Below are 21,164 nucleotides of genomic sequence, written 5' to 3' on the forward strand. Positions count from 1 at the left end.
AACTTATTATGGTACTAATGTGATTTATTATAATGATTTGATCTATGTTTATAGTGAGATGTCAGGTCGAGCGCAGTCGAGACCTAATGAACATATCGAATTTTTGAAAACCTCTCGACTGCGCTCGAGGAGACGTTTGCAAATTTTATGTTCAACTCGCGTTACATTATTAAAAAACAGGCACTTTTAAGTGAATACCGGTTTGAAAATCGGGGGCATTATTTACTTCAAGGTCTTGCTTCATAAAAAGTGAAAGTTTATAGTTAGAACGACCATAAGTATAAACTAAGGACCAGGTTGAAAGGAGGTCGTATAAGGTTCTGACACCATGATGCCAGCCACCGTTTATTTCTTGCCACTTGCCTCTGAGGTGGTAATAGCCGGCTTCTTCTTTTTTATTATATCGGGTTTGCATTTGAAAGTTTATGCCCAATGCGTTGTAGTTATTCTTTTTAGTGAATTTGGTGACTTCAATATTTCCCTCAAAAGTACCCAAATAGGGATTGTTTCCAAGGTCAATGGCATCATCACTAAATGTAATCAGGTTTTTGCGCAATATATTTATGCCAAGGCCAATATCCAATTGATACTGATTTTTTAAAGGAAGGTGCTTGATTGCATTGGCCGAAATTCCCAAATCCAGGGAAGGGTTAAATTTAGAGGCGTTAATTCCTAGGTGACTGCCAAAATTTACGTAAATGTTTCTGCTTTCATTTATGGATAATTTTGGATAATAATAATGAGAAAACTCAATGCCTCCAACAAAGAAATCATTGTTATTTAGCTTAAGTGTGTTGCCGTTCCGGTCTAAATATTCAAAATTCACCTGATTTAAGCCGTAGTAGCGCCTCCCGAAAGGGTCTTCGCCGCCGGCAACATGACTATGAAACCATTCAATGGCTTCATCGCTTGTAAAAACTGAAAACGGATATTTCCCCTTGGTAATTAAATAAGACCTGAGTGCTATTGCAAATTCCTGTTGTTCGTTAATAGGAATATCAAAGCGCGCTCTAAATTCTTTTATAACCGCATCAATGACAATACGCATGTAGTCTGCAGGTGTTGTTTCCTGATCAATGAAGTTAAACCGGCGTTGATACCAAATAACCTGACTAAGTTGTTTTCTAACTTCGGGATCTTTAGGGAAATAAGACTCTACAAATGGGTGAAAGCTGTTGCCACTGGTGTAATTAAACGATAAGGTTTTATGTTTTGAAGGTTTAAGCTTAAAGTTGGTATTGAGCCTGGAATTAAAAATTCCAAAATGATGCGTGCTTAAAAGCGATGGGTTTTCAATACCATTCTTAATGGATAAGCTATCCTGTTTTTGGGCAAACAAAGATGTTGTGAAAATCACTGCAAAAAGTAGGATAACTTTTTTAGGCATTGGGTAAAAGTACATGAATTTTTTTATTTGAAGATGTACTAAAACCAAATGTAAGCATTGCACGGACGGGCGAAGCGGTAACCAAGGCAAACTAAAATTTTAATTAACCATTTTCAATAAGGTCTAAAGTAGTTTCGTAAATAGGTTTTTTTATCATTTTACTTCGCAACCAGGCATAAAAGCTCATTACAAAAATATCTTCGCGTTCTGCGCTGATCCATTCAAACGAATTTTTAACAGTGGTTTTAAAGGTGTCTGAGGTTATCTCTTCCGGATGTTTGTAATAATGTTTTACCCGTTCTAAAAAAGTGATAGCACGTTCCTGTTTTGTGGCTTTTAAGTATTTGTAATGATTTCTCTGAAAACTCAGTAATCTGGATTCTACCAGGTCAATGTTTTTAAGTTCTATATGGAGTAATATTTCCGCTAAGTTCTTTTTTAAGACCCAGTCAATGCCTGCTTTTTCAATGTACCATTTATCGGTGTGATAAAATTTTGAAAAGATATTGAGTGCTTTTTTAAAGTCATGTTTTTGAAAATAGAACATCATCAAACTCAAATGAATATCTAAAAGCGATTCTAAGTCGGCATGCCTTTTGTTTAAAAAGGGCTTAAGTGTGTTTATGGCCTGTTCCTGGTTATTGATGAAATTTAGGTTTAAAGCTAATAGTAAGTGATATTTTAATGTAAAAGTGTTGTAATATTTCTTCTGATGAAGTAACATTTCACGATGCATCCGGTTAAGGTAGTCTAATGAGGCTTCAAATTTTTTATTTCTAAAAAAAGTATTAGCTATCATGTACAGGATCTGAATGTGGTAAAACGGCAATTTTTCCTCGCTCTTATACGATAAAATGGAATTGTAGGTGTTTACTAAAAACGGTTCAACTTCTAAATAATCGTTAGTGGCAAAAGCTGAAAAACTTACAATACTCATTAATTGATATAGCGATTTGAAAGACATGCTTTCATCAATATCGATGTTGTATGCTTCAAACAGATCATTTAAAATAGCCTGAAAGTCAATAATTTCACCTTTATAAGTCATAGAGTTTAAAGTATGCTTTACTTTGGCGTAAATGATGTTGAGCTTACCTTGCAATAAGAGTTTCTCTTCGTTTTTACTGAAGTCAGAAATTAGGGTGTCTAAGTTAATGTCCGGATTAAAGTCCGCATACTGAATTTGTGTATGGTAAATTTCATTAAGTAATGCGAACAGGTGGTGTTCTTTAGCTATGGTTTCGGCCTTTTTTAAAACTTTAAAAGCGGGCCTGTATTGTTTTTGTTGAAAGAAGAACCTGGAGGCAATAGTGTATTTTATAACACTGTTTTCAACAGAGTTTTCCTCTTGCAAGCTATTGTTGGCAGTAAAGTTTATGATGGATTGGTATAAACGTTTTCTCAGAGCATGATAAGCGTCTTTTTTATGACTGCCGTATAGTTTTAAACAGATGTCTTTAGAACTTAACTCGTCATCTAATAAATATTTAAATAAACTGATGTTTTTGACATCTTCCCGTTTGTTGTTTTTTTCAAGGTAGTTTAAAAAACGTTGTTGGTTTTCGGTAGAGAAGGCTGAAATTAAAGTGTTTAAGTTGTTCATTAAGTCGTCAGTAAATATTGTTTTATTATAATAAATGTAATTATTTTTTAATAAATAATATAAAAAATATCGTCAGTTTTAAATTAATATTGTCTTTCCTGACCGATTAATACTTCGCAGTTTTGTTTCGTAATCATTAAAACAATTATTATGAAACTGTATCATCAAGTAATAACATTTGCTGTTGTACTGCTGTTAATTACGGTTTGCGTACATCCTGTTATATATCAGGTGGATAAGGTGTTATCCAATTATTCGGAACTTGTTTCCAATCAAGTAGTAATACCTGTTTAGAATGAAGCTTAAGAATTTGAATTCGGCCTTTATAGTTACTACAGGTATATCGGTTGTAGTATTTATTTATCTGGTCTTTTTAGGGTATGATGAAATAAAAACCTTTAAAGATGTGATTAAAATTATTGCATCTATTTTATTCCCGATCCCTTTATTGTTTTTTGTCAGATTCATTTTAATAGAACATTTTCTACCTGAAAATACAGATGCTTATAAGCTAAGAAATCAAAAACCCGCAACGGTTTTATTACTGGTAACCATTGCCCTGTGTATTGGTTTAATGCAATTGGTTGAGTATTTAACTCACCAGAAACTGGAAGACAATTTGATCTTTGCGCATTTAATTAATTCCACAACGGTTAGCTCGTATGTGCTTAATTACATTTTATACAACAATTTAAGGGCGAACGGGATTTTAAGTGGTGTAATGTTAGCGCTGGCAGTACATGTTTTTTTCTTATCAGCGTAAAAATTTACTTATTGAAAATCATCAAAAATTATAATTATGAGTCAAGTTTTTTTTAAATCATCAGAAAAAAATAATTCCGGTAAAAGAGAATTATTATTTACGTTTCAATCCATTATCGTAATTGGATTATTAACCTTTACGGCTATTGCGTTTTTCTTTTATAACAATCTGGCTATTGAAAAAGGAATTAAGGTCATATTTGCACCATTTTTATCGGTGGTTCCTCTTTTGTTTGTGTTGTCGGTTTTAAGAGACCTTCGAAAAGGGTTTATTGAGGGCGATTACAAAAAAGAGGAAATTATCAGGTTTTGCCTGATCACTTTAGGCATTACAGCGGCTTTTACAGGAATAACCTATTTACTGTCAATGATTGATGCACTGGAAATATTATTAGCAGCCATCATAGCGGTATTAAGTGTTGTATTCTTTTTAAGAAGTAAGATTAAGGACATTTTAGGAATGTCTATAATAACAGGGATAGCAGAAGGTATTATTATTTATATGATCTTTTTGTTTTGATGATTGGTTAGCTAACTGAAACCTCGCAGTTGTTTTGCAATTGCGGGGTTTAAAACAACGTTAAAATGAAATCAAAACTCACCTCTTGTTTAATTGCTTTTTCAAAGGAAAAACTAATTTCGGATAGAATAAGAATCCTGGAAATAATAGCAGTTGCATTGACTGCCATCGGGAAATTTATTTTTATGGATTATCTCAATTGGAGATTGCCTTATGTGGTTTTTGCTGTAATAGCCTGGGGAACTTATATATTTTACCGGTTTAAAAAAGAAAAAGGTATTTTAAAATACTGGGGATTTAGAACAGATAATTTTAAAAAGGTTTTTAAATTGATGCTGCCTTTTGGCCTTGCCTCAATTTTTACCTTTTTTGTTATTGGTTATTATCAGAACACCATTAATCTAACATGGCATATATTACCGCTGTTACTTACATATCCCATTTGGGGTGCAATACAACAGTTTTTAACTATTGCATTGATAGCAGGGAATTTAAAAGACCTGAAAAGTAAAAAGTTGAATAAGCTATTAATTATTTTAATTACGGCTGTGTTGTTCTCGGTGGTTCATTTTCCTTCAGTATGGTTAATGATAGGGACCTTTGTACTGGCGTTATTTTATGGCTATGTGTTTTTAAAGCATAAGAATGTTTATGCTATGGGCCTGTTTCACGGTTGGTTGGGAGCGCTCTTTTATTACACGGTTGTAAATAGAGATCCTTTTCAGGAAGTGTTTTTAACCATTTTAAATTAAAACAAAAATGAATTCAAAAATTCAAAGTGATATCAAAGAACTTGTGGAGCAACAAGTTATATCACAGGAAAGTGCTTCAAAAATTGAAGCCTATTATCAATCTAAAAAAGTAAATACACCTAACAGATTATTTACTGTATTCGGCGTATTAGGATCTTTACTGGTTGGATTGGGAATCATTCTGATCCTGGCGCACAATTGGGATGACTTTTCAAAGGCAACCAAAACCTTTTTTGCCTTTTTACCTTTAGTTATTGGCCAGATATTTGTTGGTTTTTCAATTCTAAAGCACAAAAGTGCTGTTAGGAAAGAAGCTTCGGGAACTTTTCTCTTTTTTGCAGTGGGTTCCGCTATCTCCTTGATAAGCCAGATTTACAATATACCAGGCAATTTTAGTAGTTTCCTATTAACCTGGATGTTGCTCTGTGTGCCCTTAATTTACCTTTTAAGGTCCCATGCGTTAGCAATACTCCATGTCGTTTTTATGACTTACTATGCTGCCGATCTGGGATATTCTTTTATAAGTAACGGACAAACTCCCTGGTTTTATTTGTTATTGCTGGCTTTGGTTTTACCACATTACGGGCAACTTTTAAAACATAAAACTAATGCGAACATAACCTCAATTTTTAATTGGCTATTGCCATTAAGTGTCACCATAGTTTTAGGAGCTTTTGTTGATAATATGGATGCGTTTGGTGTATTGATGTATGTTGTTTTATTCGGGTTGCTATATAACATAGGCAAAATACCTTTGTTTAATGATCAGAAGTTAAGACGAAACGGTTATTTGGTCTTAGGTGCTTTAGGAACCATGTACATGCTCATCCTGACAAGTTTTGATTGGTTGTGGGAGGATATTATTAGAAATACTTTGGCTTACAATTCTCAGGAGTTCTATATTTCAGTAGTCTTGTTTGTAATCACTACGGGAATTTTAGTGTATTCGTTTTCAAAAAAGTGGGTAGCAGCATTTAATCTTTCGCATTACGCTTTTCTGATATTCACGGTTATTTTCTTTATAGGATTTGATAATAAATTCATTCCGTTAACATTAATAAATCTGTTGATCTTAATGATTGCACTAATTACGATAAAAATAGGGGCGGATAAATTTCATTTTGGAATTTTGAATTATGGACTGCTTATCATTGCTGTATTGATTATTTGCCGATTTTTTGATACCGATATGTCTTTTGTGATTAGAGGCCTTCTGTTTGTAGGCTTCGGACTAGGGTTCTTTTTAGCTAACTATTTAATGCTTAAAAAGCAAAGGGAAAATAAAGGTGAATTAAAAAAACAATAACATGAAACGAAGATTAATTAATTTATTAACAGATGATTATCAAAATTTAAACGTATGAAAGCAGGATATATATTCATCATATTTTTAGTAGTGGCAGCGGTTCAAATAGTTGTTCCTACGCAAATGATCCTTAACAGGGAAGAGGTGCTTAATACAGGAGCTGTCTATAAATTCAAAACCAGGCCGGTTGATCCGGCAGATCCGTTTAGAGGAAAATATATTGCTTTAGACTTTGAAGCAGATTCGTATAAAACAACAAATGCATCATGGGATCGTAAAGAAGCTATTTTCATTTACCTTGATATTGATAGTCTTGGCTTTGCTGAGATCTATAAAGTGAGTAAAGACATTTTACCGGGTCTGGACAAGGATTACGTTAAAGCTAAAGTAGATTGGTATGCGGATTATAATGGCGAGCTAAACATTGAATATCCTTTTAACAGGTTTTACATGGAAGAAAGCAAAGCTTATGAAGCCGAAGTGGCGGTTAGAGAGAACCAACGCGATTCGTTATTAAATGATGTTTACGCTATAGTTTATGTAAAAGCAGGGGAATCGGTTTTAAAAGATGTTATTATTAATGGTATGCCTATTAAAGACTATGTAGAAAAGGAGGTAGAAAACAATTAGGCTATTTGTTGTATATTAGTATCAAACAGGTTTTAAATGCCTTATTGGTTGCATATATGTCTTATAGTTTTTATTGCTTACGTGGTAATTAGTATCGCCTTGTATTATTTACAGGATTACATGTTATTTAAACCTGAGAAACTTCCAAAAGATTTTAAATTCCATTATGAAAATCAGGATACCAGGGAGTATAATTTGGAAACCAGGGATGGCGCCATAATAAATGGGTTGCTGTTTAAACCCAAAACAGAATCTAAAGGTGTTGTTTTATATCTAAAGGGTAATTCTAAGAGTATTAAGGGCTGGGGTAAGTTTGCCGTTGATTTTACAAGACATGGTTATAACGTTTTAATGGTAGATTACCGTGGTTTTGGCAAAAGTACCGGGCGTCGTTCCCAAAAGGCTATTAAGAGGGATTTACAGGTTATTTACAATAAGTTAAAAGAGCGGACCACAGAAGACAGAATTGTGTTGTACGGCAGGTCATTGGGTTCGGGTTTTGCTGCAAAACTGGCCTCTATGAATCATCCCAAAATGCTTATTCTGGATGCGCCTTACTACAGTTTAACAAAAGTTACCACCAGATATGCCCCTTTTATGCCTTTGTCGCTGTTGCTAAAATATCCGCTTCCAACTTATAAATGGCTGAAATATGTGCAATGTCCCATCCATATTATCCATGGTACAAATGACAAGTTGATTCCTTATAAAACCAGTGTGAAGCTGTCTAAGGTAAATCCAAAACTAACAAAGTTACATACTGTTATAGGTGGCGGACATAAAAATCTGAATAATTTTGAATCCTACCATGAAATGATCCATGAGATATTGAACAGCACCCCGGAAAAAATAGATCTGTCAACCACCAGTATAAATGTTAAACACGCGTCAAAAAGGAATAAGCAGAAAGCTTAAAAGGGTAGTCGCTTTTCTAATAGTCATTTATGTGATAATAGGAGCATCCTTATACTTTAACCAGGAGCGGTTCTTGTTTTTACCTACTATATTACCTCAGGATTATGAGTATAGTTTTTCGTATCCTTTTAAAGAAGTTTTTTTGGAGACTGATGGCGGTGTTATTAACATGATCCATTTCAAAAGGGAACAACCCAAAGGTGTTATACTGTATTTTCATGGAAATGCAGGCGATTTATCCAGGTGGGGCATTACAGCGGAGTATTTTGTGGAAAAACAATACGATGTATTAATTATGGATTATAGAACTTACGGTAAAAGTAGGGGGAAATTGAGTGAAGAAGCCCTTTATAGCGATGCCCTTTATTGTTATAATTATTTAAAGGAAAAGTATGAAGAAACGAACATAACAGTTTACGGACGGTCTTTGGGAACAGGAATGGCTACTTATGTAGCTTCAAATAATCACCCTAAACAACTCATACTTGAAACCCCGTATTATAGTATAGCCGATATAGCACAATCCAGATTCCCGATGTTTCCAACAAAATGGCTTTTAAATTATAAGTTTGAATCTTTTAAGTACATATCCAATATTACTTGCCCCATTACCATCTTTCATGGTACCAATGACCGGGTGGTTCCTTATGCTTCCGCAAAAAAACTCCTTGAAACCGCTGCAAACAAAAATGTTGATTTTGTTACCATTGAAGGTGGCAACCATAACAATTTAAGACACTATAAGGAGTATCAAAACAAGATAGATGATATAATCAAATAAATTTGTCTGAAAAAAACGGGTTTCGTGTTTATAAAAGGTAGTTAGCCCGACGAATATTCTTAAAAAATTTATAAAATTTATCTAAGGCTGTTAAACATTTCTAAACAGGTATGGATATATGGTTTTTTTGTTGTCAATTTGTACCAGAATTTGATTTTCATAAAAGAAAATTTATCTAAAAATTTAGACCCGGTGAGAAGGGTCAAAAATTATTTAGTATTATATTTAGTTAAGTTGTTAGTTAGTTTTTAAAACCCGGTAATGAAAATTACCGGGTTTTATTTTATACGTTATTCAACTTCAAAAGTAGATAGGTGATAAACCGGAATACCGGAGTCCGTTATACCTTCAATTTTAATGGCATAATTACTTCTGGCATCACTGGTAAAGAAAGAAACTTTGGCGGAATTATCATCCATTAAAATTATTTTGGGTTCCCAGTGTAGTGTGGTCCTTATATCCTGCCTGGAGGCTTCTTCAAAACCAAACATATGATCCGGGGCATAGAACTCCCGGGCCGTATAAAATCCGGTAGATGTAAAGTCTATGATACCCGGTTTGCGTTTAACGTTTTTAGCAAAAAAATCAGAACCGTCTTTTTGATGAATAACTATAACGCCGTTGCCGCTATTAGGGAAAAATGACGCATCTGCCCCTTTTAAAACATCAATGAAATCTACTTCAAACCCGGTCATATAAATAATATCGTTTAACTCTACAGGAATATTGTTTAAATAAATGCCAGGGGTGCCACCGCCTCTAATGGATATGGAGTCGTTAACAACATTAACTCCTGGAAGCATATTTAACAATTCTAAAATTGTAAGTTGTTCCATATTTTCATATTCTTTCATATCAATTCTATTGGTCGCGTGGCCATAGAACGCTTTTTCATTAAGTTCCTCGGTTCGCTTTTCTTTTTCAGACTTTATAGTAGCCGTAACCACTACTTCATCAAGTAATTGGGCTTCCTCCAAAAAAGCTTCATTGATTTTAGAAATGCTTTGGGATTGGTTTATAAAGTTTGTGATTTTAGTCTGGTCTTCTATATGCGGCATTAGAACAGACTTACGTGTAATTTTAGGGCTCGGACCATAACTTCTATCTAAACGAATATCAACCATCCGGTTGTTATTCGTTTCATCCTTCTGAAACTCTTTCACACGTGCTTCAAGAATGGTTGGCATGGTATCCATAAAGACAAAAGGCCCATATTTAAAGGATCCATCTGCATCAGATTGTTTTTTTTCCTGGTATGGAAACTTACCCATAAACGTAATTCTGGTGGCTGCAGAAATCTGTTCTTTTTTTCTTTTTGAAATGGTGCGTCCGGATACATAAATGCCTATTTCAGGATCAAACGTGTTTTTATCTTTAATGTTTTCATAAAGAAGTTCGTTCCAGGTAAAGCGCCTCCACCCGTGAGTAAGCATGACCAAATCCAATAAATAACGTCTTTTGGCATCGTTTTCTTTTTCAAAAAAATAGCCCGGATTATCAATATGGCCTCTTATATCAGAATTGAGTAACAGATATGTCTTAATATTTTCACTTTTAGAACTATGGCCTACCGCATCAATATCGGTCACAGACATAGACAGGCTTCCTGTTATTGGGGTTCCATCTTTATCTTTTAAATCAATATTCAGGGTCACTTTATCTCTTCTGTTAGGGGTTGGATTATCCGAAACAAGATTCACAGAAACATTATCTTCAGGATTATCAACATAGACTAAACGTTCACAAACAGGTTTCCCCTCATTATTGAACAATGTGAAATGCGTTACACCATCCGTAATGGTGGCGGTGTTTAGCTTAATGGTATATGAATTGGTGTTTTCCGTCTCTAGTTTTTCATAAACCAAAGAGCCTCTTAGGTGTGCCAATAAATAAGAATTTTTAAGCCCTAGTGTATTGTCGGTAGCAACATTAACAATAAGATGGCTCCCGTTGTTCACAATGTTAAGATTGTATCCGTTAGGTAAAGCTTTTGGTAGCGGGTATGTGTATTCAACATCATTGATCATTACAGAAGCATGGTACGTTTTTTCAGGTTGCGGTATTAAGGTGACAATGCCTAACCCAAATTGAAAGGTTTTAAAAGAAGACACTGTTTTGTTGTCCGAATCTTTTATGTCACCATTCACAACAATATCCCTGTTAAGTTTGTCCCTGACTTTGATACCAACTTTTGAAGCCAGACCATCAATTAAATAACCACCTTCGGGATAAAACTGAATATCCGGTTTTTCTTTGAGTTCTATTTCTTTTTGAGATGCTGTTTGAGAGGTTACTTCTGTATTGGAAGCCATGTTGTTAATACTATCAGGTTCGGTTAAATCCCAAATAGGAATTTGTTTTTGAAAGAAATAATCGGCACCCTGATTTCTCATATAGTTGGTATAAGCTCTAAGGACATAATTCCCCGGTTTCCAGCTCTTTTTTATTTTGAAATCACCTGGAGCATTAACATTAAATACAAAAAGTTGCTTTTTAGAAACAATGCTATCCGCTTCATTAATTAATTCCACATAAACCACTTTGCTTTTATTGGTCTTTCTGTGATTGATAGCATTAACCAAATAAGTGTTATACCAAATATCTTCGCCAAGAGTATAATACGGCTTGTCTGTTTGCACATAAATTTTTTCAGGATAATTGTCAATGTAATCGGCTAATTTTTCCTGTACCAGGTCTCTAAAATTATTTGTGATGGTAAATGATAACAGTACAATAGCAACTAAGCCCAGGGCAAATTTTTTAATCATTTTTCAGGTGAATAGGAAGATTAATTTCTAATTATTAAATGTACGATAAATCAGATGAATATACATCAAAAATTGTACCGAATGTTAGACTAAAAAAGAAGCCATTAGTTTAATTAAAAAATGAAGTATTTTATTTTTTGTAAACAATCCCCGCTTTCATAACAAAGGTAACATGCATTAAAGTACTTATGTTTTCCAATGGGCTACCGCCAACGGCAATGATATCAGCTATTTTTCCGGTTTCAATAGTTCCTAATTTCTCAGACATCCCTAAGAGCTCCGATGCGGTAACGGTAGCAGATTTGATGGCTTCGTTTTCATCCATTCCGTAAGCCACCATAATTTCAAACTCCCGGGCGTTGGTACCGTGTTTACTAACACCCGAGTCGGTGCCAAAAGCGATTTTCACCTTCGCTTTGAGTGCTTTTTTAAATGAGGCCTCCACAACAGGGGCCACTTGCAGGATCTTTTCAGCTACATTGGCAGGAATGTTTTTATTTATTTTTAATTCTTCGGCAACAGATACACCGGCTAATAGTGTAGGAACCAGGTAGGCATCTTTTTCAAGAAAGAGCTTAATAGATTCGTCATTTAAATAGGAACCATGCTCTATAGAGTTTACACCTGCTCTTAAAGCGGCATTAACGCCTTCGGCTTCATGGGCATGTGCTGCCACTTTTCTTCCTAAACTATGAGCCGTTTCTACTATGGATCTTAATTCATCATCAGTAAGTTGTTGCCCAACACCGGCATTAGTGTTACTTAAAACGCCACCTGTGGCTGTGATTTTTATAACATCGGCCCCTTGCTTAACCAAATCTCTTACGGCGCGACTACAATCGTCAGGGCCGTTACAAATACCAACGCGTTTATCGACAGCTTCCAAAATTTCATGCCTGTAACCATGAAAATCAGCATGGCCGCCGGTTGGAGAAACAGCGCCGGTTGAAGCAATGATCCTGGGGCCTTCAACTACACCCATATTTACGGAACGCTTTGCAGCATTAATTAAATTAGGGTCCGCGCCCAGGTTTCTGACTGTTGTAAAGCCGGCATGAAGTGTTCTTTTTAAGTAAGGAACCGCTCTAAAAGCATAATCTTCATCATTCAGGGTGGTCCATTCATGAGGGTTTTTACCGGGTTCTCGTTCTTTGGTAATATGTGTGTGAAGATCTATTAACCCCGGTAATACAAACTTGTTTTTTAAATCAATAATGGCAACATCGGTTTCGGTTAAATCCAGATCTTTTGCTGAAACAAATCCTTTTTTTACATCCTTTATGATACCGTTTTCAATAATGATGCTTCTGTTATTTTTCGGATCATCACCGGGGGTATCCAATAAGGTGCCTGTATGGATAATGGTAATGTTTTGGGCGTTGATAAAGAACGAAAAACATATAGATATGGTAAGTAGAACTACTGATTTTTTCATTGCCTGGATTTTGATAATTTGAACTAAGATAGCTATTTAGCGTGTACAAAATATTATAAAAAAAGGGAACCACTGCATGTGATTCCCTTTTTCTAAAATTTTATATTGAAATTAAACAACCTCCACAAACAGGCCTTCTTCTGTTTTTTCAACTTTAGCCAGATTGTTTTTGGTAAGCTCTTTAATGGATTTATCCCATTTTTTGTTTGATAAACCGGATTGTGTTTTTAAATCACCTAAAGGTAATTTTTCAGCTTTCTTTAAAGTGTCAAATACAGCTTTGGCCTCGTCAGTCAATGCAACTTGTTTTTTCTCCGGGCGCATTTGCGGGAAGAATAGCACTTCTTGAATAGACTGATTGTTTGTTAAAAACATAACTAATCTATCCATACCAATACCCATCCCAGATGTTGGAGGCATACCGTATTCCAAAGCTCTTAAAAAGTCCAAGTCTATAAACTCGGTAGCTTCGTCATCCCCTTTTTCAGCAAGCTTTAATTGGTGTTCAAAACGCTCACGTTGATCAATAGGGTCGTTCAATTCGGAATAAGCATTAGCTATTTCTTTGCCGCATACCATCAACTCAAAACGCTCCGTTAATTCCGGGTTATCTCTGTGTTCTTTACACAACGGACTCATTTCTTTCGGGTAATCTGTAATGAATGTAGGCTGAATGTAATTACCCTCACATTTTTCACCAAAGATCTCATCAATCAGTTTCCCTTTACCCATGGTGTCATCCACTTCAATACCCAGGTCTATAGCCGCCTTTCTGATCTCGTCTTCGGTTTTACCCGTAATATCAAACCCTGTGAAATGCTTAATGGAATCCGCCATAGTTACACGGGCGTAAGGTGCTTTAAAATCTACTTCATGTTCACCAAAAGTAGTTTTAGTTGTACCGTTAACAGCTATTGCACAATGCTCTAAAAGGCGCTCACAGAAATCCATCATCCAGTTATAGTCTTTGTACGACACATAAATTTCCATTGCTGTAAACTCGGGATTATGGGTTCTGTCCATGCCTTCATTCCTGAAGTTTTTAGAAAACTCATAAACACCATCAAAACCACCAACAATGAGTCGTTTTAAATACAATTCGTTGGCGATTCGCATGTATAAAGGCACATCCAAAGCATTGTGATGTGTTATAAAAGGCCTTGCTGCGGCACCGCCGGGAATAGGTTGTAAAACAGGTGTTTCCACTTCAAAATAACCGGCATCGTTAAAAAACTCCCGCATGGCATTAAACAACTTGGTGCGCTTTACAAACACATCTTTTACATGCGGATTCACAACCAAATCAGCATACCGTTGTCTGTAACGTTGTTCGGGATCTGTAAACGCGTCGTAAACTACACCGTCTTTTTCTTTCGGTAGCGGTAGTGGTTTTAAAGCCTTACTCAACAACGTGAAGTCTTTAACACGTACACTTTTTTCACCCACTTTAGTAGTGAAAAGTTCGCCTTCAATACCTACAAAATCACCAAAATCCAATAACTTTTTAAAAATATCGTTGTATTTGGTTTTGTCTTCACCAGGGCAAATTTCATCTCTGTTAAAATACACTTGTATTTTTCCTTCGGCATCCTGTAATTGTGCAAAACTGGCTTTCCCCTGTACCTTGATCATCATCAATCTACCGGCAATAACCACCTGTTTGCCTTCCTCAAAAGCGTCTTTAATTTGTTTTGAAGTATGGTCTACAGGATATAGATCTGCAGGATACGGATTAATACCTAATTCACGTAATTTTCCTAATTTCTCTCTTCTTACAAGCTCTTGCTCTGATAATTGCGACATCTTAAATACTATATGTAAATTTTAAGTGCACAAAGATAATCATTTGATTTTCGATATGCGATTATTGATTTACGATTTTTTGTGGCGTAATGTTTAAGGAAAATGTAACAAAGTTTATGGAGTTACGTCAAACCAATACATCAATCAAGAAATAAAATATTTATATGAGTTTTTGGAGAGTTTTACTGTCTATTATATGCCCGCCTTTAGCTGTTCTGGATAAAGGCTGTGGCTCCATTTTTATTGTTTTCCTTTTATGGCTATGCGGTTGGGTTCCGGGCGTTATTGCTGCCCTGGTAATTCTCAATAATCCTAACAGATAAAAGCGTATCTTTGGGGCTTGATTTTAAACCTTGAAGTACCGTGAAATTTTTCCGACTATTAGCCCTAATCACCCTTACTGTTTGTTTTACTAATTGTACCATAAAAGAACGCGTTGTTTTTAATGAAGACGGTAGCGGAAACTATTTGATGAGCTACGATATGGGGGAGTTTATGAAGCAAATGAAATCTCAAATGGGAGGAGGAGACAGTTCTGAGGAAAAGGAAGGAAAGGTGATGGATACCACTATTGTGTTTAAAGATATCATGGAAACCTATAAAGATAGTGTTGCGGCCTTACCGGAAGATAAACGAATGGCGATGGAAGCCGTTAAAGATATGTACATGACAATGACCATGGATGAAGCTAAAAGCGCTTTTGATTTTGGGATTGGACTTGATTTTAAGTCTATTACGGAGTTAACAAATATTCAGGAGAAGATTGAAAAAGTCAGAAGCCTTAATGCACAAAACGACCAGGTGGATGCTATGAAGGGTTCGCCTTTAGGCAAGTTTATGGGAGAAGATAGCTATGACTGTAGTTACGAATATACTGAAAACGGGTTTTCAAGAAGCACCATACTTCCTGAAGATTGGAATACTGAGGCATTGAAATTTGATGAAAATGATGAAACCGATAAAGAGTTTATGACGTATTTTGAGAATGCTTATTATGTTATCGAGTATACCTTTCCAAAAAAGATAAAGCGCTACTCCGTAGAAAACGCAAAGCTTTCAAATAATGATAAAACCATTATTTATAAAGTTAGCTGGCTGGATTTTCTTAAAGACCCAAAACTTTTGGATGTTAATCTGACGTTTACCGATGAATAAAACAGTTGAGTTACAAGACTTAGGATTTAAAGACTACAAAGACACCTGGGATTACCAGGAACAGTTGTTTAAAGGCATTGTAGATACCAAGGTTAAGAACCGGCGGGAAGATGCTGATCTGGACACCAATAATTATTTTTTATTTGTAGAGCATCCGCATGTTTATACATTAGGTAAGAGTGGCGACTTGTCAAACCTGCTTTTAAACGAGGAGCAACTTACCGAAAAAGGCGCCACCTTTTATAAAATTAACAGGGGAGGAGATATCACCTATCATGGTCCCGGGCAAATAGTGGGATATCCCATTTTAGACCTGGAAAACTTTTTTACGGATATTCATAAATACCTACGGTTATTGGAAGAAATGATCATTTTAACGTTGGCAGAATACGGCTTAAAAGCAGAACGTAGTGATGGAGAAACAGGGGTTTGGTTAGATGTGGGCACTCCGTTTGCACGTAAAATTTGTGCTATGGGTGTACGGGCCAGCCGTTGGGTAACCATGCATGGGTTTGCATTAAACGTTAATGCCGATTTAGGATATTTTGATAATATCATCCCTTGTGGTATACGTGGAAAAGCCGTTACTTCTTTGAACGTGGAGTTAGGTAAAAAAACGGTTGATGAAGCTGAGGTAAAAGAAAAACTTCTAAAGCATTTTTCTAATCTTTTTGAAGCGGAGTTTTTTTAAGTTTTTATAATCCCGGATACATCTAATAGTCGGAATACCCGGTTGGGTATAGCAACATGATGTCAGCGTGGGAAACACTCTTTTTATACTTGTCCATAACTTTTAAAGCACTCCATTCAGGGGATGCAAAAAATGCCTTCCAAAGGGAGTCCCGTACCGTCATATTCGGGAATGTAGTCATATACATTAAGTTTGGCATTTTAGGGCCCGAAATGACATCAGCATAAAAAACTGCGTTAAAGTTGAGTCTCTTGAATAGTTTAATCTCGCCGCCTTCATTAAACATATGGACTTTTCGTTTGTAATAGGCTTCTGTTGGAGATTCATAACTTCGCAATTCATAAACACGTTCAGATTTTTTACCTTCCACAGGGGTTGCCTTCATTTCAGGCATATCCGTAAATGCTCTTAAAAGGGTGGATTCAAACCTCTTATAAGGGCGCGCATTATGAAGCGCATTAATATAGTCGGTTCCTGCCTCAAGATAAATGGAGTCTTGCTCTAAGGCAGTTTCCAGGTTTAGAAAATCATCCATTGCTGAAAAAGGGGTCAGGATGTACGTTTTATGAATGGAATCCTTTTCGTTTAAACGGTTTTTAAAAACACCAACATTTTTAATATGCAATCTTTTTAAAGCCGGTAAATAAGCATCCCTTAGGTAAGTGTCCGTTTTTTGCTGTTGTGTCTCATTATTAAATGAATAGATCTTAAGTTGATAGTATTCCCGGTTTGAAACCGCTACCTGATCTTCAGGCGTATTCTCAGTGTTTTCTTTTTTACATTGAATTAAACATAAAATAATCGCTGAGAAAAAAAGGAACTTAATTGCTTTCATTTTAAGAGTGATTGGTTTTATTATTTATTGCGTTTATTCGCTTCAATTTCAATAAATTCCGGGAGGTAGTTAGGCGTACACCCTCTGGATACTTTTTTTTGTCCATGATAAGAATAACCAGTTGTCGCGTATTGAATGCTGCGGTTGACCAAAGTTCTAAAGCCAGGACATGGTCCTTTTTTATGGCTTTGGCTATGTTTCGTAAGTCACCAAGTTTAGTGTCCTCAGAATGTATCTGAGTATATATGTGCCGCGCTTTTGGTGAAAGATCCATTTTTTAAAGATATTAAAAAAGGATTAAAATGGTAGCTACGGTACTCAGCTGCTGTTTAACCAATTTGACTAATTTCTGAAGCCAAATTGAATTAGTAATTAATACTTCTCCGGGATAAACGTTTGATAATCCATGGGTGGACGTACATAGGCCTCTTTATCCGGCAGTTGGGGAAGGTCAACAGGCTCTAGGATCATTTTTTCATGCGGGATCTTACTCAACACATGGCTAATGCAATTTAAGCGTGCCCGTTTTTTATTATCGGAGTTCACTACATACCAGGGGACTTGTTTGGTGTCGGTATGTGCAAACATTTCATCCTTAGCTTTTGAGTATTCCAACCATTTTGAACGCGATTCTAAATCCATAGGGCTGAATTTCCAACGTTTTAGGGGGTTATTGATCCTGTTTTTAAAACGTTTTTCCTGTTCTTCATCGCTTACGGAGAACCAATATTTGAGCAGAATAATGCCGGATCGTACCAACATGCGCTCAAACTCAGGGCAGGAGCGTAAAAACTCTTCATATTCTTCCTGGGTACAAAAGCCCATAACTTTTTCTACACCGGCTCTGTTATACCAGCTTCGGTCAAACAAAACGATCTGTCCGGCATGAGGTAAATGCTCCACATAGCGCTGAAAATACCATTGTGTTTTTTCTTTTTCTGTCGGTACGCCCAAAGCAACCACTTTACATACGCGCGGGTTTAGAGGTTCCATAAATCGTTTTATGGTACCTCCTTTGCCGGAAGCATCCCTGCCTTCAAAAATGATAACTACTTTTAATCCGTGATTTTTAACCCATTCCTGCAAATAAACCAGTTCTGTGTGAAGTTCTTTTAAGGTTGTTTCGTAATCTTTGGTGGAGATGGTTTTTGACATATGCTATTGAAAATTTGCTGTTGTACTCAAATTTAAAAATTTAATTAGACTTTTTAGATGCTTTTATTGCTAATGGAAAATAGTTGGCAACAATTTACTTGATATAAACTTGACAAATAAGGTTTTCTGTTTGGGCATATTGTTTTGGTACTTATTTTTGACGTTACACTAAACTTTAAGCTATGTTAAGAATTATAACTATTTTATTCTGTCTTTCATTTTTAGGCTCTTTTTCACAAGATTGGACCGGTATTCCGGTGCCCCCAGATGCGGGAACAGGTAAAGAATGGCAATTACAACAGGATGTTTCAGATGATTTTAATTATGCTGCTCCTGCGGCTAGTAAAGGGAGCACATTTTTGACAAAATGGGATGATTGGTACCACAATGCCTGGTCCGGACCGGGGTTGACAACCTGGGCCAGGGACCATTCGTTGGTTGAAGGAGGCGAATTAAAACTCATAGCCTCCAGGTACTTGACAAATAGAGTGCATGCCGGCGTAATACACTCTAATAACACAGTGGTATACCCTGTATATGTAGAGATACGAGCCAAAATAATGAACTCCGTGCTGGCTAATGGCGGTTGGATGTTAAGTCCGGATGATACTCAGGAAATTGATTTTATGGAAGGTTACGGAGCAACCTGGTCAGGAAGTCAAAGCTCGGACCAATCCTGGTATGCGCAACGTATGCATATGAGTCATCATGTTTTTATCAGAACACCTTTTGCTGATTGGCAACCCAGCGAATTTAGTAACACCAATGGTAATCCGTCTGTGCATCCAACCTGGATAACAAGAAATGACGGGGCGGGAAATATTAACTGGAAAGACGATTACCACCGCTATGGTGTGTATTGGGAAGACCCTACCCATTTATACTATTACATTGATGGTGTTTTGGTTACTCAAAGAGAAGGGATGGAGCAAATAGACCCGTTGTATCATACTAATGCTGTTAACCCGGGCGATACTAACAACGATACCAGAACAGGTTTAAATAAGCCTATGGATATCCTTTTTAGTGTTGAAGATCAAGATTGGAGGTCTGATATGACACCGCCTTTAACACCAACAGATACCGAATTGGCAAATGCAGATGATCATACGCTTAGAGTTGACTGGATCAGGGTTTATAAACCTGTTGCTACAGCATCTGTTGATGAATGGTTTACCAATAATTTAAAAGTGTATCCTAATCCGATTAAGGACTACATAAAATTACAGGCAGACGTGTCATTAAACAAAATTAAAATTTATAGTATTGACGGAACTGAAGTTTTTAAAAAGGAGGATATAAACATGTCGTCTGATAGTTTATCAATCAACACCTTGAGTGCCGGTTTATATATTTTAAAAGTGGAAAGTGCCAATGGAAAATGGGCTTACAAGAAAATAGTGAAAAATTAATAGTTATGTTTATATAAAAAAAGAGCGGTATTACCGCTCTTTTTTTTAGTTTTCAGCATTAAAAAAGACTTTGTAGTAGTGCATTTTCTTCTCCTCGTCATAACCGCGCTCCAAATATTCAATGGAAGCATCCGGAGCATCAATATCCAGCTTAATTTGAATGTTGGTGTCTAATTTAATGTCGGTTTTGATCTTTTTCTTTTCTTTGTTTACAACACGTTCGGCCACATCAAATTGATTTCTAATGACAATACTTTGTTCGCCTTCAAAACTTTTTTTGTAGTCTTCAAATTGGGTTTTGTACTTGTCTTCTTCAAAAAGCTCGTCTTTGAACCGTTCAACATTAATCACCTCGTTTTCTTTAAAAAAATCGATGGTTTTGGCCAAAAATGTATTTTGTTCCTGGATGCCGTAACTGGTTTTTAAGATGTCTGTTGAAAAATCTTTACAAAGTTCTATATAGTGTTGCGTATGGCTATTGGCATCATCGGCATATTTGATATTTAAGAACTGATTGATCCAATATTGTGCATCGTAATTATTGTTATCTACACTGAAAATAATATGGCCTTCCGTATCGGTTTGGTTTAAAATCAAACAACCTTTATCTACTTTTTTAGAGTTGATCCCTTTTTGAACCAACACGTCATAACTGTTATTCTCTAAATAGGTTTGAAAGAAGTTAACTTTGTTTTCAATCTTAAATATCCCTAATGCATTAGTAGTAATATCGTTAAATTCAATCCCTTCAAATAATACAACTAATACATCGCCGGTTTTAATATTGGCTGAGGTAGATTGTTCATATAAATGCATAACGATATGTTTTGAAACTTCAATAAAAGCCTCATCGTCATTAAAAATTTGGGAACTGTAATTGTTGATTTCGTTCAGACTGATGTTAGCATGATGGTTAAACCTGTAGCTTTGTACAACACTGCCAAAAGGCCTTAACAAAAAAGGTAACATCAGATCATAACTGGCTTCGTCAAAGTTGACGATTTTTTCAGAAAATGCATTTTTTGTATCGTTGAATTTGTTACCGACTTTGTGGATAATGCATTTTGAAATGGAGGCGTTCTTACGTGAGATCATAGTCTAATTTTTATCACTGCAATAGTACTAATTTAGAAAGAGAAACCCATAAAAAAAGCGCCAAAGCATAAAACTTTGACGCCTAAGATCTGAGGACTTCGGGTAATAGCAATTATACCCTTATATTGTTTTTTAAGATGAATACATTGAAAAAAGGCT

General features: G+C 35.8%; 21 protein-coding genes. 12 read left to right on the forward strand and 9 right to left on the reverse strand.

Annotation, left to right across the window (positions count from 1 at the left end; translation table 11 throughout):
- Positions 1-169: 169 nt before the first annotated feature.
- Both Q0983_RS04520 and Q0983_RS04525 read right to left on the reverse strand, forming a co-directional pair.
- A complete protein-coding gene (locus tag Q0983_RS04520; RefSeq protein WP_299549419.1) occupies positions 170-1,387 on the reverse strand; it encodes a hypothetical protein in 1,218 nt (405 codons plus the stop codon).
- Positions 1,388-1,490: 103 nt separating this feature from the next.
- Positions 1,491-2,990, reverse strand: coding sequence for a hypothetical protein (locus Q0983_RS04525; RefSeq protein WP_299549422.1), 1,500 nt, complete (start codon positions 2,988-2,990; stop codon positions 1,491-1,493).
- A gap of 150 nt (positions 2,991-3,140) precedes the next feature.
- On the opposite strand from Q0983_RS04525, the gene Q0983_RS04530 reads away from it, so the two are divergent.
- The 8 genes from Q0983_RS04530 to Q0983_RS04565 all read left to right on the forward strand — a co-directional run bounded on the left by Q0983_RS04530 (position 3,141) and on the right by Q0983_RS04565 (position 8,656).
- The gene (locus Q0983_RS04530) at positions 3,141-3,284 is read left to right on the forward strand and encodes a hypothetical protein (RefSeq protein ID WP_299549425.1); all 144 of its coding nucleotides are present in this window, start codon (positions 3,141-3,143) and stop codon (positions 3,282-3,284) included.
- A 1-nt stretch (position 3,285) separates the two neighbouring features.
- Positions 3,286-3,753 (forward strand): hypothetical protein, encoded by a 468-nt coding sequence (locus tag Q0983_RS04535; RefSeq protein WP_299549426.1) that lies wholly within the window; start codon positions 3,286-3,288, stop codon positions 3,751-3,753.
- Between the two features lie 36 nt (positions 3,754-3,789).
- Complete coding sequence (locus Q0983_RS04540) at positions 3,790-4,272, forward strand: hypothetical protein (protein ID WP_299549429.1); 483 nt, start codon at positions 3,790-3,792, stop codon at positions 4,270-4,272.
- A 65-nt stretch (positions 4,273-4,337) separates the two neighbouring features.
- Positions 4,338-5,024: a CPBP family intramembrane glutamic endopeptidase gene (locus Q0983_RS04545; RefSeq protein ID WP_299549431.1), complete on the forward strand. Its 687-nt coding sequence runs from the start codon at positions 4,338-4,340 to the stop codon at positions 5,022-5,024.
- Between the two features lie 7 nt (positions 5,025-5,031).
- Complete coding sequence (locus tag Q0983_RS04550; protein ID WP_299549433.1) at positions 5,032-6,330, forward strand: DUF2157 domain-containing protein; 1,299 nt, start codon at positions 5,032-5,034, stop codon at positions 6,328-6,330.
- Positions 6,331-6,384: 54 nt separating this feature from the next.
- Positions 6,385-6,960 (forward strand): GDYXXLXY domain-containing protein, encoded by a 576-nt coding sequence (locus Q0983_RS04555; protein ID WP_299549435.1) that lies wholly within the window; start codon positions 6,385-6,387, stop codon positions 6,958-6,960.
- Positions 6,961-6,996: 36 nt separating this feature from the next.
- The gene (locus tag Q0983_RS04560; RefSeq protein ID WP_299549438.1) at positions 6,997-7,875 is read left to right on the forward strand and encodes an alpha/beta fold hydrolase; all 879 of its coding nucleotides are present in this window, start codon (positions 6,997-6,999) and stop codon (positions 7,873-7,875) included.
- On the forward strand, positions 7,835-8,656 hold the full coding sequence (locus Q0983_RS04565; protein ID WP_299549441.1) for an alpha/beta hydrolase: 822 nt from the start codon (positions 7,835-7,837) through the stop codon (positions 8,654-8,656). The genes Q0983_RS04560 and Q0983_RS04565 overlap by 41 nt, the downstream gene beginning before the upstream one ends.
- A gap of 290 nt (positions 8,657-8,946) precedes the next feature.
- Here Q0983_RS04565 and Q0983_RS04570 read toward each other — a convergent pair whose 3' ends face one another.
- The 3 genes from Q0983_RS04570 to lysS all read right to left on the reverse strand — a co-directional run bounded on the left by Q0983_RS04570 (position 8,947) and on the right by lysS (position 14,662).
- Positions 8,947-11,424 (reverse strand): TonB-dependent receptor, encoded by a 2,478-nt coding sequence (locus tag Q0983_RS04570; protein WP_299549444.1) that lies wholly within the window; start codon positions 11,422-11,424, stop codon positions 8,947-8,949.
- A 130-nt stretch (positions 11,425-11,554) separates the two neighbouring features.
- A complete protein-coding gene (locus Q0983_RS04575) occupies positions 11,555-12,859 on the reverse strand; it encodes an amidohydrolase family protein (RefSeq protein ID WP_299549446.1) in 1,305 nt (434 codons plus the stop codon).
- Positions 12,860-12,970: 111 nt separating this feature from the next.
- On the reverse strand, positions 12,971-14,662 hold the full coding sequence (gene lysS / locus Q0983_RS04580) for a lysine--tRNA ligase (RefSeq protein WP_299549448.1): 1,692 nt from the start codon (positions 14,660-14,662) through the stop codon (positions 12,971-12,973).
- A 164-nt stretch (positions 14,663-14,826) separates the two neighbouring features.
- On the opposite strand from lysS, the gene Q0983_RS04585 reads away from it, so the two are divergent.
- The 3 genes from Q0983_RS04585 to lipB are packed head-to-tail and all read left to right on the forward strand — an operon-like array spanning position 14,827 to position 16,508.
- Positions 14,827-14,985: a YqaE/Pmp3 family membrane protein gene (locus tag Q0983_RS04585; protein ID WP_223548593.1), complete on the forward strand. Its 159-nt coding sequence runs from the start codon at positions 14,827-14,829 to the stop codon at positions 14,983-14,985.
- A 40-nt stretch (positions 14,986-15,025) separates the two neighbouring features.
- On the forward strand, positions 15,026-15,817 hold the full coding sequence (locus Q0983_RS04590; protein WP_299549453.1) for a hypothetical protein: 792 nt from the start codon (positions 15,026-15,028) through the stop codon (positions 15,815-15,817).
- On the forward strand, positions 15,810-16,508 hold the full coding sequence (lipB, locus tag Q0983_RS04595) for a lipoyl(octanoyl) transferase LipB (protein ID WP_299549456.1): 699 nt from the start codon (positions 15,810-15,812) through the stop codon (positions 16,506-16,508). The genes Q0983_RS04590 and lipB overlap by 8 nt, the downstream gene beginning before the upstream one ends.
- Before the next feature lie 22 nt (positions 16,509-16,530).
- Here lipB and Q0983_RS04600 read toward each other — a convergent pair whose 3' ends face one another.
- From Q0983_RS04600 to ppk2, 3 genes are all read right to left on the reverse strand, one after another.
- Entirely contained in the window at positions 16,531-17,343 is an 813-nt protein-coding gene (locus Q0983_RS04600; RefSeq protein WP_299549459.1) for an NIPSNAP family protein, read from the reverse strand.
- 1 nt (position 17,344) lies between these two features.
- Positions 17,345-17,617: a hypothetical protein gene (locus Q0983_RS04605; RefSeq protein WP_299549462.1), complete on the reverse strand. Its 273-nt coding sequence runs from the start codon at positions 17,615-17,617 to the stop codon at positions 17,345-17,347.
- 98 nt (positions 17,618-17,715) lie between these two features.
- The gene (gene ppk2 / locus Q0983_RS04610; RefSeq protein WP_299549465.1) at positions 17,716-18,498 is read right to left on the reverse strand and encodes a polyphosphate kinase 2; all 783 of its coding nucleotides are present in this window, start codon (positions 18,496-18,498) and stop codon (positions 17,716-17,718) included.
- 182 nt (positions 18,499-18,680) lie between these two features.
- On the opposite strand from ppk2, the gene Q0983_RS04615 reads away from it, so the two are divergent.
- Positions 18,681-19,910 (forward strand): T9SS type A sorting domain-containing protein, encoded by a 1,230-nt coding sequence (locus tag Q0983_RS04615; RefSeq protein ID WP_299549468.1) that lies wholly within the window; start codon positions 18,681-18,683, stop codon positions 19,908-19,910.
- A gap of 45 nt (positions 19,911-19,955) precedes the next feature.
- On the opposite strand, the gene Q0983_RS04620 is transcribed toward Q0983_RS04615, so the two are convergent.
- On the reverse strand, positions 19,956-21,005 hold the full coding sequence (locus tag Q0983_RS04620) for a nucleoid-associated protein (protein ID WP_299549471.1): 1,050 nt from the start codon (positions 21,003-21,005) through the stop codon (positions 19,956-19,958).
- Between the last annotated feature and the right edge of the window lie 159 nt (positions 21,006-21,164).

The organism is Seonamhaeicola sp., assembly GCF_028281565.1.
Taxonomy (GTDB): domain Bacteria; phylum Bacteroidota; class Bacteroidia; order Flavobacteriales; family Flavobacteriaceae; genus Seonamhaeicola.